This window comes from Anaerotruncus massiliensis (ex Togo et al. 2026) (genome assembly GCF_030825285.1).
Taxonomy (GTDB): domain Bacteria; phylum Bacillota; class Clostridia; order Oscillospirales; family Ruminococcaceae; genus Anaerotruncus; species Anaerotruncus massiliensis.
Map to the genome: position 1 here is coordinate 14,749 of NZ_JAPJQF010000027.1, position 16,241 is coordinate 30,989.

At 65.6% G+C, this 16,241-nt stretch carries 16 protein-coding genes; 13 read left to right on the forward strand and 3 right to left on the reverse strand.

Going from position 1 to position 16,241, the window contains the following annotated elements:
- The first annotated feature begins 113 nt into the window (after window positions 1-113).
- The 13 genes from RCI06_RS09175 to RCI06_RS09235 all read left to right on the forward strand — a co-directional run bounded on the left by RCI06_RS09175 (window position 114) and on the right by RCI06_RS09235 (window position 13,124).
- Window positions 114-728: a hypothetical protein gene (locus RCI06_RS09175; RefSeq protein ID WP_288234354.1), complete on the forward strand. Its 615-nt coding sequence runs from the start codon at window positions 114-116 to the stop codon at window positions 726-728.
- Window positions 729-749: 21 nt separating this feature from the next.
- Window positions 750-2,168 (forward strand): sigma-54-dependent Fis family transcriptional regulator, encoded by a 1,419-nt coding sequence (locus tag RCI06_RS09180; RefSeq protein ID WP_276872095.1) that lies wholly within the window; start codon window positions 750-752, stop codon window positions 2,166-2,168.
- A gap of 401 nt (window positions 2,169-2,569) precedes the next feature.
- A complete protein-coding gene (locus RCI06_RS09185) occupies window positions 2,570-4,051 on the forward strand; it encodes a hypothetical protein (RefSeq protein ID WP_199724035.1) in 1,482 nt (493 codons plus the stop codon).
- 116 nt (window positions 4,052-4,167) lie between these two features.
- Window positions 4,168-5,283: a 4-hydroxybutyrate dehydrogenase gene (locus RCI06_RS09190; RefSeq protein ID WP_101547979.1), complete on the forward strand. Its 1,116-nt coding sequence runs from the start codon at window positions 4,168-4,170 to the stop codon at window positions 5,281-5,283.
- Window positions 5,284-5,311: 28 nt separating this feature from the next.
- Window positions 5,312-6,763, forward strand: coding sequence for a 4-hydroxyphenylacetate 3-hydroxylase family protein (locus tag RCI06_RS09195; protein WP_101547983.1), 1,452 nt, complete (start codon window positions 5,312-5,314; stop codon window positions 6,761-6,763).
- A gap of 28 nt (window positions 6,764-6,791) precedes the next feature.
- The gene (locus RCI06_RS09200; protein ID WP_101547987.1) at window positions 6,792-7,082 is read left to right on the forward strand and encodes a NifU family protein; all 291 of its coding nucleotides are present in this window, start codon (window positions 6,792-6,794) and stop codon (window positions 7,080-7,082) included.
- Window positions 7,079-7,348: a hypothetical protein gene (locus tag RCI06_RS09205; RefSeq protein WP_288234362.1), complete on the forward strand. Its 270-nt coding sequence runs from the start codon at window positions 7,079-7,081 to the stop codon at window positions 7,346-7,348. The genes RCI06_RS09200 and RCI06_RS09205 overlap by 4 nt, the downstream gene beginning before the upstream one ends.
- A gap of 8 nt (window positions 7,349-7,356) precedes the next feature.
- A complete protein-coding gene (locus RCI06_RS09210; RefSeq protein WP_121587203.1) occupies window positions 7,357-8,652 on the forward strand; it encodes an acetyl-CoA hydrolase/transferase family protein in 1,296 nt (431 codons plus the stop codon).
- Window positions 8,653-8,708: 56 nt separating this feature from the next.
- Complete coding sequence (locus RCI06_RS09215) at window positions 8,709-8,948, forward strand: acyl carrier protein (RefSeq protein ID WP_101547996.1); 240 nt, start codon at window positions 8,709-8,711, stop codon at window positions 8,946-8,948.
- 16 nt (window positions 8,949-8,964) lie between these two features.
- Window positions 8,965-10,374, forward strand: coding sequence for an AMP-binding protein (locus RCI06_RS09220; RefSeq protein WP_306575703.1), 1,410 nt, complete (start codon window positions 8,965-8,967; stop codon window positions 10,372-10,374).
- The gene (locus RCI06_RS09225; protein ID WP_306575705.1) at window positions 10,371-11,450 is read left to right on the forward strand and encodes an acyl-protein synthetase; all 1,080 of its coding nucleotides are present in this window, start codon (window positions 10,371-10,373) and stop codon (window positions 11,448-11,450) included. The genes RCI06_RS09220 and RCI06_RS09225 overlap by 4 nt, the downstream gene beginning before the upstream one ends.
- Complete coding sequence (locus RCI06_RS09230; protein ID WP_306575707.1) at window positions 11,431-12,651, forward strand: acyl-CoA reductase; 1,221 nt, start codon at window positions 11,431-11,433, stop codon at window positions 12,649-12,651. The genes RCI06_RS09225 and RCI06_RS09230 overlap by 20 nt, the downstream gene beginning before the upstream one ends.
- Window positions 12,648-13,124, forward strand: a complete 477-nt coding sequence (locus RCI06_RS09235; protein WP_306575709.1) for a hypothetical protein — start codon at window positions 12,648-12,650, stop codon at window positions 13,122-13,124. Before RCI06_RS09230 ends, RCI06_RS09235 begins: the two co-directional genes overlap by 4 nt.
- A 100-nt stretch (window positions 13,125-13,224) precedes the next feature.
- Here the strand turns inward: RCI06_RS09235 and RCI06_RS09240 are convergent, their stop codons facing one another.
- The 3 genes from RCI06_RS09240 to RCI06_RS09250 are packed head-to-tail and all read right to left on the reverse strand — an operon-like array spanning window position 13,225 to window position 16,067.
- Entirely contained in the window at window positions 13,225-13,884 is a 660-nt protein-coding gene (locus tag RCI06_RS09240; protein ID WP_101548004.1) for a DUF6320 domain-containing protein, read from the reverse strand.
- Between the two features lie 6 nt (window positions 13,885-13,890).
- The gene (locus RCI06_RS09245) at window positions 13,891-15,159 is read right to left on the reverse strand and encodes a hypothetical protein (RefSeq protein ID WP_306575711.1); all 1,269 of its coding nucleotides are present in this window, start codon (window positions 15,157-15,159) and stop codon (window positions 13,891-13,893) included.
- Window positions 15,141-16,067, reverse strand: a complete 927-nt coding sequence (locus tag RCI06_RS09250; protein WP_207654167.1) for an alpha/beta hydrolase — start codon at window positions 16,065-16,067, stop codon at window positions 15,141-15,143. Before RCI06_RS09250 ends, RCI06_RS09245 begins: the two co-directional genes overlap by 19 nt.
- Window positions 16,068-16,241: the final 174 nt, after the last annotated feature.

Genomic DNA, 16,241 nt, shown 5'->3' on the forward strand with positions numbered 1-16,241 from the left:
GCCGGGAGGCCCGGCCGCGTTGCTTCCAAAAGCATACCACACCCGCCGGGGTTGCGCAAGTCCCGGGCAGGCCCGCGGGGGCCCAACGACGAATTGATTTGAGGGGATACAGCATGGAAATTTTCATCCGGATCGGCTATATCGTCATGATCGCGGCGATCGTCCTCTGCTTCTATTTCAGCAGAAAGCAGCAGCACGGCCTGCGCGAAGCGGTGGACAGGTTCGCGTTCGCCTACGTAAAGATCTCCAACCACGTCTCCGCGCGGCCGCCCGCCGCGGAGCTCGCGGTCGAGCGCGGGGAGGGGGACGCGGTGCGCCCGCTCCCGCTCAGGGAGCAGCCGGAGGCGATCCGCACGGTCATCGAGCGCGCGAGCGGCGGCAAGGTGGTCAAGCTCTACGACGAGATGATGGATGCGATGCTCGAGATCGAGAACCGCTGCGGCAGGCACCGCCGGATGAACAGCCAGTTCCGCGAGCCGATCGCCGCCCTGTTCCACAAGGCGCGCACCTTCCTGACGGCGAGCGAGCATCTGGAAAACATCCGCACCGCGGCGGACAAGCAGGCGTTCGACAGCTTCCTCCGCGACCAGGGGGACGACCGCATGGTCCTGCTGCGCCGGATCACCGGCGGGGCGGGGGAGCAGTTCTCCGCCCTCAGCAAGCACTACGACCTCGCGGCGCGCGAGGCGGCCGAGCGGGAGAAAAAGCGCCCCGCCCGCGGCAGATAGCACAGAGGGGAGGGGACCGGCTTGTCACGGCGGGAAAAAACCTATCTGATCCCATCGCACCGCCCCGAGGGGGACGACCCGCGCGACATCCTCATGGAGCGCGACCGGCTCGAGGCGATCATCGAATCCTCCTTCGACGGCATCTACATCACCGACGGCAGCGCGGTGACCCTCATGATCAACAAGAGCTACGAGGCGATCAGCGGCCTGCGCCGCGAGGAGGTGCTCGGCAAGGACATGCGCACCCTCGAGACGACGGGGGTCATCTCCCGCTCGGGCACCCTGCTCGCGATCGAGGCGGGCACCTCGGTGACGCTCGAGCAGACCTTCAAGACGGGCCGGCGCGCGATCATCACCTCGACGCCGACCTTCGACCAGGACAACAACATCGTGATGGTCGTCACCAACGTGCGCGACGTCACCGAGATGTACGCCCTCAAGGGCCAGCTCGAGGAGAGCTGGGCGCAGTCCAAGCAGTACCGGGATGAGCTGGAGGCGATGCGCCGCCGGCTGGGCAGCCGCCCGGACCTGATCGCCGTCGACGCGGCGACGATCGCGACGATCCGCACGGCGGACAAGCTCGCGCCGCTCGACGCGACGGTGCTCATCGTGGGGGAGCGCGGGGTCGGCAAAAGCACGGTCGCCAAATACATCCACTCCAAGTCCGCCCGCAAGAAGGGGAAGTTCGTCACCGTGAGCTGCGGGGCGATCCCGCCCGAGACGATGAACGAGGAGCTCTTCGGGGTCGCGCGCGACGGCGAGGTGCGCCCCGGCCTCTTCGAGACGGGCAGCGGCGGCACGATCTTTTTGAACGAGGTGGGCGAGCTGCCCCCCGACATCCAGATGAAGGTCTGCCGCCTCATCCACGAAAAGACGATCACCCGGGTGGGCTCGCCCGACCCGGTCCGGGTCGACGCGCGCGTGCTCGCGTCGACCTCCCACGACCTCGAGCAGCTGACCGCCGAAAAGAAGCTGCAGGAGGAGTTCTACTACTGCCTCAACGCCCTTCCGGTCGAGGTGCCGCCGCTGCGCAGGCGGCGGGAGGACATCATCCCCTTCGTGCAGTTCTTCGCGTCGGAGCTCAACAAAAAATACAATATGAAGAAGAAGTTCTCCCAGACCGCGCTGCTCGGGCTCAAGAGCTACGACTGGCCGGGCAACGTGCGGGAGCTGCACAACGTCGTCGAACGGACGATCGTGCTCAGCGGGCGCAACCCGATCGAGCTGGAGGACCTGCCGATCTCGGACGAGATCCGGCTGGAGGACGAGGACCTGGCCGAATTGACCGAGCCGGTCGACCTGCGCGCGATCCTGCGGCAGGTGGAGCGCAGCTACCTCGACCGGGCCTACGCGCGGTTCGGGAACGTCCGGGACGCGGCCAAAAGCCTGGGGCTCGATCCCTCCACCTTCGTCCGCAGGCGCAAGCGGGACGCGCAGTAAATTGTTGCAGTTTTGATTGATGTTGCGTTTATGCAACAAAATTTCCGGGAAATAGGGCTTGTTTCCCCCGGCGAAATCCCCCAATCTGTTGCGAAATTGCAACGGACTGGGGGATTTTCATATATATCGGACGATAATTGCCGCAATTATTTGTTAAAAACGCACAACAAAAATGCATAAAATGACGTGTTAAAAATAAAACAACATTCACAATCTTTTCATAAACAGGACTTTTTTTATTTACTTTCGGGTTCAAAGCCGATATAATAAGCGTGAAAAGACAGGCGCACAGCGGCAAGATTGTGCGAGGCTGTTTTGTGTCCATTGTTGGGCGCCCGGGGCCGGAAACGCGCGCACCGGCCCGGCGGCGACCCGAAAGAGACAAAAGGAGGAGATTGTCAGTGACCGAGACAACCGAGAAGACCAACGTTGTCCCAGAGGGCTTCATGACCGAAAAGTTCCCGCTTAAAAAACGCGGCTATGGTGAGGAACAGCCCGGAATCAAGTTTGGCCCGTTCAAAATCCGTATTCCCCTGATCCACCACGAGTGGCAGTGGACCGAGTGTGCCGCCGCCATGTTCCTCGGCGTCGCCTGCCTGGGCGCGGGCGTCACCACCACGATGACCACCTTCGGCCTCAACGAGCCGGCGAACATCGCCGCCCTGGGCCTCACCGAGAACGGCGCGTTCCTGATGGCGCTGACCTTCGGCGTTCTCAACGCGGTCTGCTACTACCTGCCCTCCCTGCTGGGCGACCCCGTGGTCCCCGGCTGGATCACCCCGGCGCTTCCGCTGACGCTGAAGTTCCTCGAGCAGTGGAGCATCCCCGACTACGCCACCGGCAACGTCGATCGAATTAAGGCAATGATTGCGCTGCAAATGCTTGTCGCCCTCTGCTTCCTGATCATGGGCGCGACCGGCATCGGCCGGAAACTGGTGGAATGCGTCCCGATGTCCATCAAAGCGGGCATCGTGCTCGGCGCCGGCATCACGGCGGGCGTCAACGTCTTCCAGGCCCGTATGCCCGCAGCCCCCTGGACGGTCGCGATCGCCTGCCTGCTGTCCTACCTGTTCCTGTTCAACCCCTCCTTCGAGCGCAAGGCAAGGACCTCGAACTTCTGGAGGCTGGTTCGTAACCAGGGCGTCGTCCCGGCACAGCTCTTCGCGATCATCCTGGCGCCCATCCTGCTGCGTGAAATTCCGATGCCCCAGATCCAGTGGGGACTCACCCCGCTCAGCTTCGGCTTCGTGATGGAGCACTTCACCATCTTCGGAATCGGCTTCCCCGAGATGAGCTTCTTCCTCGCGGCGATCCCGTCGGCGCTGACCACCTACATCATCGCGTTCTCCGACTTCGTCCTCGCGAAAGAGGTCGTCGCGGAGGCCACGGCGGCCCGTCCGGACGAAATCGTCATCTTCGACGCCGGCCGTTCCAACCTCGTCAGCTTCCTGCGTAACGGCATCATGTCCGTGTTCGCCCCCTGGGTCCCGATGTGCGGCCCGCTGTGGGCTTCCGGCCTGCTGACCATCACCGAGCGCTACAAACGCGGCTACAAGACCATGCGTACATACTGGGGCGGCGTCTGCACCTTCCGCGCGTCCACTGTGATCGCGGTTATGATCCTGCCGCTCGTCACCCTCATCAAGCCGGCGTTCGCCATCTTCTTCGGCATCACGATGGCGGTCCAGTGCTTCGCCTGCGGCAACATCGGCATGCGTATGGCCACCACCGCCAACGAGCGCGGCATCGCCTGCGTCATCGCCGCGGCGCTGACCTTCTTCACCCCCGCGCAGGCGCTTCTCGTCGGCATCATCGTCTGGGCTGTCGTCGAAGGCAGCGAGTCGGTCGTCCGCTTCAAAAACAGAAAGGCTACGGCGGCGTAACATCCCTTAACGGGATACCGCATCTTTCGTCGGCCACACGGGAAAACAGGGCTGAACTGAAAAGATCGGCTCTGTTTTCCCTCGTTATCCGTAAAATGGAAAAGGAGCGCACAAGTATGAAATTGATTATCGTGAAACCGGAGCTGCACAAGTTCGCAAGCTGCGCGGAATTCGCGGAGGCGTTCAAGCTGGGCGAAAACGACCTCGTGCTCACGAACGAGTACATCTTCAACCCCTACTTCGGGAAGCTGAACCTGCCGGTACATACGATCTTCCAGGAAAAATACGGCGCCGGCGAGCCGACCGACGTCATGGTCGACGCGATCGCGGCGGACGCGGTGAAGACGGGCTGCAAGCGGATCATCGCGATCGGCGGCGGCACGGTCATCGACATCGCGAAGGTGCTGGCGGTTTCGGACGGCGGCCCCGTCGACGCGCTGTACGACAACGTCGCGAACCTCGAAAAGCGCCATGAGCTGGTCATCGTCCCGACGACCTGCGGAACGGGCAGCGAGGTCACCAATATTTCGATCATCAACCGCACCCGCATCGGCACCAAGATGGGCCTGGCGAGCGAGAAGATGTTCGCGGACGCGGCGGTGCTTGTGCCCGAGCTCCTGAGCAGCCTGCCGTTCGGCGTGTTCGCCACCAGCTCGATCGACGCGCTCGTGCACGCGGTCGAGTCGAGCCTGTCGCCCAAGGCGACCGCCTACACCAAGCTCTTCGGCTACAAGGCGATCGAGATGATCATCCGCAGCTACCAGAAGCTGGTGAAGGAGGGCCGCGAGGTCCTCGGCGGCCTGATGGAGGACTTCCTGATCGCCTCCAACTACGCGGGCCTCGCGTTCGGGACCGCCGGCTGCGCCGCGGTGCACGCGATGAGCTATCCGCTCGGCGGCACCTACCACGTCCCCCACGGCGAGAGCAACTACGCGATGTTCACCGGCGTGCTGAAAAACTACATGGAGATCAAGCAGGACGGCGAGATCGCGGTGATGAACGGCTACCTGGCGGATCTGCTCGGCTGCGGCGTGGGCGAGGTGTACGACAAGCTCGAGGAGCTCTTAAACCAGGTGCTGCCCAAGAAGGCGCTGCATGAGTACGGCGTGACGGTGCAGGACCTCGACACCTTCACCGAAGCAGTCATGACCACGCAGGGCCGCCTGATGGGCAACAACTTCGTGCCGCTCGACGCGGAACGGGTTCGCAAAATTTACGGGGAGCTTTATTGAGCTTTGAAAAAAGGGAGGAACTAGGGCAATGGCACTCATGACGGGCGAAGAATATATCGAGAGTATCCGCAAACTCAATATGGAGATCTACATGTTCGGCAAACGGGTGGAGAATCCGGTGGACGACCCCATCCTGCGCCCCTCCCTCAACTCGGTGCGCATGACCTACGATCTTGCGCAGATGCCCGAGTATGAGGACATCATGACGGCGGTATCCCCCGAGACGGGCAAGCGCATCAACCGCTTCACCCACATCCACCGCAGCACCGAGGACCTCATCAAGAAGGTCAAGATGCAGCGTCTGCTCGGCCAGCAGACCGCGGCCTGCTTCCAGCGCTGCGTGGGTATGGACGCGTTCAACGCCGAGTACTCCACCACCTATGAGATGGACCAGAAGTACGGCACCCACTATTTCGAGAACTTTAAGAACTTCATGTTCTACTGCCAGGAGAACGACCTGACGGTGGACGGCGCGATGACCGACCCGAAGGGCGACCGCGGGCTTGCGCCGCACGCGCAGGCCGATCCCGACATGTACCTGCACATCGTCGAGCGCCGTCCGGACGGCATCGTCGTGCGCGGCGCCAAGGCCCACCAGACGGGCATCATCAACTCCCACGAAGTCATCGTCATGCCGACCTGCTCGATGGGCCCGGACGACAGCGACTACGCGGTTTCCTTCGCGGTGCCGGTGGACACCAAGGGCATCTTCATGGTCATCGGCCGCCAGAGCTGCGACACCCGTAAGCGGGAGGGCAGCGAGATGGACGTCGGCAACGCCGAGTTCGGCGGTGTCGAGGCGCTCGTCGTGTTCGACAACGTCTTCGTCCCCAACGACCGCATCTTCATGTGCGGCGAGGCGGAGTACGCGGGCATGCTCGTCGAGCGGTTCGCGGGCTACCACCGCCAGAGCTACGGCGGCTGCAAGGTCGGCGTGGGCGACGTGCTCATCGGCGCGGCGGCGGTTGCGGCCGACTACAACGGCGCGGCGCGCGCCAGCCACATCAAGGATAAGCTCATCGAGATGACCCACCTCAACGAGACCCTCTACTGCTGCGGCATCGCCTGCTCGGCCGAGGGCCACCCGACCGAGAGCGGCAACTACATCATCGACCTGCTGCTCGCCAACGTCTGCAAGCAGAACGTCACCCGCTTCCCCTATGAGATCGTGCGGCTGGCGGAGGACATCGCGGGCGGGCTCATGGTCACCGCGCCCAGCGAGGCGGACTTCCGCGACGGAAAGCTCGGACCCTATGTGGACAAATACCTGCGCGGCGTGGCGGACGTTTCGACCGAGAACCGCCTGCGCATCCTGCGGCTCATCGAGAACCTCTCGCTCGGCACGGCGGCCGTCGGCTACCGCACCGAGTCGATGCACGGCGCGGGCTCGCCGCAGGCGCAGCGCATCATGATTTCGCGCCAGGGCAACCTCGCGATGAAGAAGAAGCTGGCGAAGAAGATCGCCCATATCACCGAATAATGGACCGGTCATGCTGGGGGAACGGCGTATGGAGCTTGTAAACAGGATCGAACGGGTCCTTGACGAACGGGTGCGCCCGCAATTGGCGCTGCACCAGGGGGACATCGAGCTGGTGGACTGCGACGGGGAGGGCGTGCTGCGCGTGCGCCTCATCGGGCAGTGCGCCGGCTGCCCCTCGGCGTCGCTGACGGCGCAGATGCTCGTGGCGGAGGAGGTGCGCGCCCAGGTCCCGGAGGTCAGCCAAGTGCTGCTTCTGGGCGGCGTGAGCGACGGGCTTCTGGCCGAGGCGCGGGAGCTGCTGGCGCGCAGGCACGGATGATCGTCGCGGTGAAATACTGCGGGGGCTGCAACCCGCGCTACGAACGAACCGAATTGGCAGAGCGGCTGCGCGCCGATTTCCCCGGCGTGCGGATCGTCCGCGCGGAGGAACCGGCGGACGTGGCCGCGATCATCTGCGGGTGCCCGGCCGCGTGCGCGTCACGCGCCGGGCTTACCGCGCGGCTGGGCGCCGTCGTGCTGACGAGCCCCGCCGACTATGACAGGCTCCTGCGCCCGCTGCTCGCGGCGCAGAGTGATAAGGAGTGACACACACCATGGATTGGAAGGAACTTTACAGGCAGAAGCTCACCACGGCGGACGAGGCGGTGAAGCGGATCAAATCGGGCGATCGTGTCGTCGTGACCCACGCGACGGGCGAGTCGACCCTCCTCTCCGACGCGATGGTGAGAAACGCGGCGGCCTACCGCGATGTGGAGATCGTCCACATGGTGGCCATGGGCAAGGCGGAGTACTGCCAGCCCGAATATGCCGGGAATTTCCGGCACAACAGCCTTTTCCTCGGCGGCACCACCCGCAAGGCGATCGCGGAGGGCAGGGGGGACTTCACCCCGGTCTTCTTCTCCGAGATCCCCGACCTCTTCCGCACCCGCCTGCATCCGAACGTCGTCCTGCTCCAGCTCTCCCCGCCGGATGAGCACGGCTATTGCAGCTACGGCATCTCGGTCGACTACACCAAGCCCGCGGCCGAGTGCGCCGACCTCGTGATCGCGCAGATCAACCGGAACATGCCCCGCACGCTGGGCGACAGCTTCATCCACGTGAAGGACATCGACTGCATCATCGAGGCGGACACCCCCGTCATCGAGCTGGCTCCGCCGAAGATCACCGACGTGGAGCGCGCGATCGGCGAGAACGTGGCCTCCCTCGTGCGGGACGGCGACTGCCTCCAGCTCGGCATCGGCGCGATCCCCGACGCGGTGCTGCTCTTCCTCAAGGAGAAAAACGACCTCGGCATCCACTCGGAGATGTTCTCCGACGGCGTGGTCGAGCTCGTCGAGGCGGGCGTCATCACCAATAAATGCAAGAACATCCACAGGGGCCGCAGCGTCGCCACCTTCCTGATGGGCACCCGGCGCCTCTACGACTACGTGGACAACAACCCCGAGGTCGAGATGCTGCCGGTCGACTACGTCAACGACCCGCGCGTCATCTGCCAGAACGACAACCTCGTCTCGATCAACTCCTGCGTGCAGGTGGACCTGATGGGGCAGGTGGTCTCCACCTCGGTGGGACTCAAGCAGATCTCGGGCGTCGGCGGCCAGGTGGACTTCGTGCGCGGCGCGAACATGTCCAGGGGCGGCCGCACGATCATGGCGATGCCCTCGACCGCCAAGGGCGGCGTGTCCAAGGTGGTCTCCTTCATCGACCACGGCGCGGCGGTTACGACCTCGCGGTACGACGTGGACTATGTCGTCACCGAGCAGGGCATCGCGCAGCTCAAGCGCAAGACCCTGCGGGAGCGGGCCCGCGAGCTGATCGGGGTGGCGCATCCCGACGCGCGGCCGGAGCTCATCGAGGAGTACGAACGCCGGTTCCACTGCAAATTCTGAGAAAAAAGCCCGTATGCAGGCCATACGGGCTTTTTTAAAAGGGGAGGCAAACACCCATGACCAATCTGGAGAAATACGACCGGGCCTTTGTGCAGGCGCTCGGCGTCAAAAAAGAGGAGCTGGGCGAATCGCTCGTCTACCGGCGCAACGAGAACTGGGATTCGGTCGGGCATATGGACCTGGTCGTCCGGCTCGAGGAGGCGTTCGACATCTCGATCTCCTCCCCCGACGTAATGGCGCTCAACACCTACGAGCGGGGCAAGGAGATTCTGGGGAAATACGGCGTCACATTCTGAAAAAGGAGGGCGCGCCATGATCTTTGGGATTGACGAAAGGCCCCCCATCCGCCCCGCGGCCTACGGGGAGGGGGGAGAGGTCTACTCCTACGGGCGGCTGTGCGCCGACGCGGCCCGCGTCGCGGCGTGTACGCCGGGGCGGCCGCTCGTCTTTTCGTTCTGCGAAAACAGCTATGGGGCGCTCTGCGGCTACGCGGGGTTCCTGTCGGGCGGCGCGGTGCCGCTGTTGCTCGACGCGGGAATGCACCGGGAGCTGCTCGACGGCCTGCTGGAGACCTACCGGCCCGGCTTCCTCTGGCTGCCCGAGCGGATGGCCGGGGGCTTCCCCGGGACAAAGCGCCTCCTCTCGATGGAGGGCTATGTGCTGCTCGGGAGGGGGGAGGCCCCGCCCGCCATGCACCCCGGCCTCGCGCTGCTGCTGACGACCTCGGGGTCGACGGGCAGCCCCAAGCTCGTGCGCCAGAGCCGCCGCAACATCGAATCGAACGCGCGCGCGATCGTCCGCTACCTTGAAATCGGGGAGGAGGAGCGCGCGATCACGACGCTGCCGATGAACTACACCTACGGCCTTTCGATCGTCCAGAGCCACCTGTTGGCGGGCGCGTCGCTCATCCTGACCGGGCGCAGCGTCGTGGAGCCGGAATTCTGGGCGCTCTTCCGGGAGCGGGAGGCGACGAGCTTCGGCGGCGTGCCCTACACCTATGAAATTTTGAAGCGGGTCGGCTTCTTCGGCATGGAGCTGCCGAGCCTGCGCTATTTCACCCAGGCGGGCGGCAAGCTGCCGCCCGAGCTGCACGAGACCTGCGCGCGCTATGCCGACGCACACGGCAAGCGGTTCTATGTCATGTACGGGCAGACCGAGGCGACCGCGCGGATGGGCTACCTGCCCTGGGAGCGCGCGCTTGAAAAGCGCGGCTGCATGGGGATCGCGATCCCCGGCGGGAGATTCACCCTGCTCGACGTGGACGGCGCCGCGATCGATTCGCCCGGCGAGGTGGGGGAGCTTCGCTACGAGGGGGACAACGTGACGATGGGTTACGCCGAGTGCGCCGCCGACCTCGCGAAGGGGGACGAGCGGCGGGGCGTGCTGCTGACCGGCGACATGGCCGCCCGTGACGAGGAGGGCTTCTACACGATCGTGGGGCGCAAAAAGCGGTTTATCAAGCTCTTCGGAAGCCGGGTGAGCCTCGACGGGTGCGAACGGCTCGTGAAGGAGCAGTTTCCCGGCGTGGACTGCGCCTGCTTCGGGAGGGACGACGCGCTCTGCGTCTGCCTGACCGACCCCGCGCTGCCCGAGCGGGCGGCGGACCGGCTCGCGGAGCTTCTGGGGGTGCGGCGGCGGGCGGTCAGCGCGCGGTATGTGCGGGAGATCCCACGCAGCGGCGCGGGCAAAATCCTCTACCGCGAGCTGGAGGAGGCGCCGTGAGCGCGGCGGACCGGCTGTGGGAGGCCCCGCCTTTCGGGCTTGCACCGGATGAAAAGGAAAGATGCTTTACAGAGGCGCTCGCCGATCTGACCGCCTCCCACCGGAGGCGGTGCCCGCCCTATCGGAACATCCTCGACGCGCTCGGCTTCGATCCCGCGTCGGCGCGCGCGCCGGAGGAGTTTCCATTCCTGCCGGTGGGGCTCTTCAAGAACCTCGAGCTTTGCAGCGTGCCGCCCGGGGAGGTGGCGCGGGTCGTGACCTCGTCGGGGACCTCGGGGCAGGTCCCCTCGAAAATTTATCTCGACGGGCCGACCGCCGACGGCCAGCGCCGCGCGCTGGCGGCGATCGTCTCCGACTTCATCGGGCCCGACCGCCTGCCGATGCTCGTGATCGACTGCCCGTCGGTGCTGCGCGGCGGCCGGTTCACGGCGCGCGCGGCGGGGGTGGCGGGGTTCGCCAGCTTCGGGCGCGGCCGGACGTGGGCGCTTGGGGACGACATGCGCCCCGATCTTGACGCGGTGTCCGCGTTTCTCGAAACATACGGCGGGAAACCGTTTCTGCTCTTCGGCTTTACCTTTCTCGTCTGGCAGTTCTTCGAGGCGCTCGCGGCAAGCGGCCGCGCCTGGGACTTCCAAAACGGCGTGCTGATCCATGGCGGCGGCTGGAAGACACTCGCCGACCGCGCGGTCGGCCCGGAGGAATTCCGCCGCCGGCTGGCGGAGGGGTTCGGGCTGCGACGGGTGCACGACTACTACGGCATGGCGGAACAGACCGGGTCGATCTTCATGGCGTGCGAGCGGGGACACCTGCATGTGAGCGCCTTTTCCGACCTGTTTGTGCGCCGCGCGTCCGACTTCTCCCTCTGCGAAACGGGGGAGGAGGGGATTTTGCAGGTGCAGTCGATCCTGCCGGAATCCTACCCGGGGCACAGCCTGCTCACCGAGGACTGGGGGGTGCTGCTCGGGGAGGACGGCTGCCCCTGCGGGCGGCGGGGCAAATATTTTGCGGTGCTCGGACGGCTGAAAGCCGCCGAGCTGAGGGGGTGCAGCGATACCTATGCGGCTGAACACGGCTGACGCGGCGTTCCTTGTGGGGGACGCGGCGGCGCTTGCGGCGATGCCCGGCACACCGCCGCTCGAACCCTTTTCGCCCCGCGTCCTCGACCTCTTCGACGCGCTCTCGAAGGCGCTGCTCTCCCGCCCGGATGTCCGGCGGTTTCCCGATCTCGCCGCGCTCGCCTTCTGGTGCCGGCGCGCGGCCATGGAGGAGCGCCGAAAGCCCTACCTTGACGGGGAATTCCGCCTGGGGAGGGGAATGGCGTTCCACATCGCGCCGGGCAACGTGCCCCTCAACTTCGCCTATTCGCTGGCGGCCGGGCTGCTTGCGGGCAACGCGAACGCGGTGCGGCTGCCCTCCGAGCCCTTCCCGCAGGCGGCGCTCGTCTGCGCCGCGCTGGAGGAGCTTCTCGCCGGCGCGTTTTCCGACCTGCGGCCCTACGCCGCCTGCCTGCGCTATCCGCGCGAAAGCGGCCTCACCGAGGCGCTTTCCGCCCTCTGCGACGCGCGGATCATCTGGGGCGGGGACGAGACGGTCAGGCGGGTGCGCGCCTTCCCGCTGAAGCCGCGCGCGGCGGAGATCTGCTTTGCCGACCGCTGGTCCGCCTGCGTCATCGATAGCGGCGCCTACCTCGCCCACGCGGACCGGGACGCGCTCGCCCGGGACTTCTACAACGACACCTATTTGAACGACCAGCGCTCCTGCGCCGCCCCGCGCGCGGTATTATGGCTCGGGGAGCGGGAAGGGGAGGCCCGGGCGGACTTCTGGCCGCGTGTCGAGGCGATCGCGGCCGCGGAATACGACTGGCCCGCCGCGCTCGCCGTCGCGAAGCGGGAGGCGTTCTGCCGCATCGCGGCGGACTGCCCCGGCGCGCGGCTGCTCACGAGGGGGAACCTGCTTGTGCGGGTGGAGCTGCCCGCGCTCACGCCCGCCGCGATGGAACTCCCTCCGGGCGGCGGCTTCTTCCTCGAGACGGCGGCGGCTTCCCTTGACGCGCTCCTTCCCGTCTGCGGCGAAAAGTGCCAGACGGTCACCCACTACGGTGTAAAGCGGGAAGCCTTTCATGCCTTCCTGCGGGCGCACCGCCCCAGGGGAGCGGACCGGATGGTCCCGATCGGACGCGCGCTGGAATTTTCTCTCACGTGGGACGGGGTGGACCTCATCCGCAGGCTCTCCCGCGCCGCCGTGTGCGAAGCATCTGTAAAGGAGGACCCCACATGAAATTTTACGATAAGAAGCCCCGCGAACTGGAGCAGAACCCCTTCACCCTCCCCGACAATCCGGCGGTCATCGCCGCCGGGGAAAACGGCGACGCCGTTTCCGCCCCGCAGGGGGCGTTCGGCGTCTTCGCGGGCAGGCCGTGCGCCTTCCTCTTCCTGCCGCGGGATTCGCGGGTGTGCGCGCTGCTCGAGGCGGGCAAGCCCTGCTCGATCAGCTTTTTTGACACCCCCGCCTTCCGGGACAGCCTCAACGCCCTCGCCAGATACGGGACGCTCGACGCGGTCGGCCTGACCGCCGCCCGGGAGGGGAAGATCCCCTACTGCGAGGAGGCGGACACCGTCTTCCTCTGCCGCAGCGTGTGCATGCGCGGAGCGGAGGAACCGGAAAAGGAGACCGTCCTCTTCTTCTGCGAGATCACCAGGACGCTGCGCAAGCGGCCGGGCTTTAAGGACCGGCTGGTCGGCTGCTGCTGACGCCTTCCATTTGACCAACCTCACAGCCATGTGTCTTCCTGCAAGGAAAAAGGCCGCCCAAAAGGGCGGCCTTTTCCTTGTCCGGCGCCCCGCGGGCGGCTTACAGGTGCATCCGTTTTTTCCATTCCGCGCGCATGCGTTCCCCCTCAAAGGAGAGGATCGCGGCGAGCGAAAGCAGGCTGCAGGCGACGCAGACGACCGAGGGGTAGACGACGGTGACCCACCGGAAGAGCAGAAACAGGATGGGGATGACGCCGAACAGCCCGTCGATGATCAGGTAGATGAAAAAATCCTCGACGCGCAGATGGAGCACGCGGGCGATCACGGCCATCCCGGCCATGGCAAAGACGCAGAGGCTGGGGACGACGTAGTTGAGCGACCAGCGGTGCCAGCCGGTGAAAACGTCCCAGAGCACGGCGAGCAGCGACAGCCAGAAGACGAGCCAGAGGATGTTCTTGGGGATGTTGTTGCGCTGGCGGATGACCGACCAGAGGCAGACCCACATGCAGGCAATGCCCGCCGCGACAAAGAGGGCCCACCACGAGCTGGAGGGGACGATCGCGTTGATGGCAAAGCAGATGACCACCGCCGCGATCGACAGGAAGACCATGCCGCGGATGAGCAGGTGGTAGGGCGGGTGATCGTCGGGCAGGCTGGGGAAGACGCAGGGCTCCGGCTCGCCCGAGAGGGGCCCCTGGCAGAGCGGGCAGTCCTCCCGGCTGTCGCGGACCGTGACCCGGCATTTTTCACAGTAACGCATGGAAGCTCACTCCTCGCTGACGGGATTGGAACTGATCTCGACCGGCAACCCCATGCCGGTGAGGATCCGGAAGAAGCGCTTGGGCACGTCGGTGCTCACAAAGGGGGAGGTGAGGCTCAGCATGAGCCGGTCCCCGTAGGAGCACATGCACATCTGGAGCCGCCGCGCGCTGATGAACACGTCGAAGGCGCGGATGAAGGGCGCGCAGGCGGCGGGCATCGTGATCCGCCCGAGGTTGGAAAGGGAGGTCGTCTCCCCGCGCGCGGCGATCCAGCCGGACAGCCGCAGCACCGGGTCCTTGACCGCCAGCGGCATCACGCGGATGACGGGGTTATGTTCGAGCGCGGCCAGCCGGTTCATGCGGCGGGCGAGCCGGTCGGCGGTGAGCTCCCGCGCGAAGGACGCCTTCACCGCGGCGAGCACCTCGTCAAAGGCCCAGCCGTTCTGGAAGTGGTACCCGGCGGTAAAGACCCCGAAGAAGTTGCGGACCGACTCCGACTCGAAGTAATTGCGCAGGTTGACGGGCACCGCGGCCACGACCGGCCGGCGGCTGCGTTCCCGCGCGGGCATCTCGCCCGCGACGGCGGTGAGCAGCACCGCCGTCAAAAAGACGGTCATGCTCACCCCCAGCTCCTTCGCCTTGGCGGCGGCCGCCCCGACGGGCAACGACCCCTCCACGACCCGGATGCGGCCCCCAGGCAGCAGCGCGCCCTTCATGTGGTAGGCGCGCGGGGCCTTTTCCCCGCGGCCCTTCCGCTCCGGGACGTAGTGCTTGCGGAAGCTGTCGTCCTCCCGTTCCGAGCGGGAGGCGTCGAAGTCGAGCGCGGACGGGCTGTGCGTGAAGGCGTCCGGATGGCGCAGCAGCAGGTAGTCATAGACGAGCGCGCGCAAAAATTGCAGCGCGCCCGAACCGTCTGTCAGCGCGTGGTAGACCTCCAGGTTGATGCGGCAGCGGTAATAGGTGACCGCGAAGAGCAGCCCCCGCCGCCGCGGGTCATAGAGGGGGGAGCAGGGGGGGCTGCTTTCCTCCGACACTTCGGGCACAAGATCGCTCTGCTCGAGGAAATACCAGAAGAGCCCCCGCCGCAGCACCGAACGAAACGGCGGGAACTTTTCAAGGGTGCGGCCGAGCGCGCGCCGGAGGACCTCCGGATCGACCGGCTCGCAGAGCTCGCAGGCAAAGCGGAAGACCTTGGGGTCCTGCTTGCTGCTCGTCGATGGGAATATTTTGGCCGCGTTGTCCAGGCGGCTCCATTTTAAGGATTGTCTTGACATGCCGGATGGCTCACCTCGTCTAAAAAGCGGTTGATGTAACCGTAGGCCTTCTGCACCTGCGCGAAGCGGGGCGGCAGGGAGAAAAAGCCGTGGAGCGCGTCGGGGATGCGGTGCATCTCCACCGGGACGCCCGCGCGCTTGAGGGCCTCGCCGTACGCCTCCCCTTCGTCCCGCAGCGGGTCGTATTCGGCCGTGAGGATGAGGGTCTGCGGCTGGTTGGAGAAGTCCTCCGCCGCCAGCGGCGCGAAATAGGGGTTTTCACAGTCCTCCGGGCCGCTCTGGTAGAGCTCCATATATTCGCAGATGCGCTTGGAGGTCAACAGATAGTCGGTACCGTTTTCACGCACCGATGGAAAGGGGGAATTTTCCGTATGGTCGGCCGCCGTGGCGGGATAGATAAGGATCTGGCTGCGCGGCAGGAATTCCCCCCGGTCGCGCGCCATCAGCGAGACCGCCGCCGCGAGGTTCGCCCCGGCGCTGTCCCCGATCAGCGTGATCTGGTCGGCCCGCATCCCAAAGAGGCTCAGATCGAGGAAGATTTCCCGCGCGACCGCATAGCAGTCCTCGGGCGCGGCGGGGAAGCGGTATTCGGGCGCGAGGCGGTAATCGACCGACACGACCGAACGGTCGGTCAGCTTCGCCATATTGCGGCAGACCTTGTCGTAGCTGTCGATGTTGCCCGTCACCCAGCCGCCCCCGTGGAAAAAAAGCAGGATGGCGTGCTCCCCCTCCGTCTCGGGGGAGAAGATGCGCACCGGAATGTCGTGGTCGCCGTAATGCACCACGTGGTCCCACGGCTTATAGAAAAGAACGGGCCTGCCCGCCGCCGTCCGCAGCGCCCGCTCGATCGGGTAGGTCTTGCGGATGTCGATGTCCGGATAGGAGAGGGCTTTGAGCGCGGCGCGCATGGCCTTGTTGATTGCGATGGGAATTCCTCCTTTTTTGCCGCTCGGGGAGCGGCGGAGCTTCTTCTTTGATATCCTGCTCAGAGCGCTTCAGATGTGCCGCACTGCGCCCGGCGGGGCTAAGACGGGAATTGCCGCTTTCCAAGCGGCAAGAATGACTTGCGCGTTCCGCCGCGC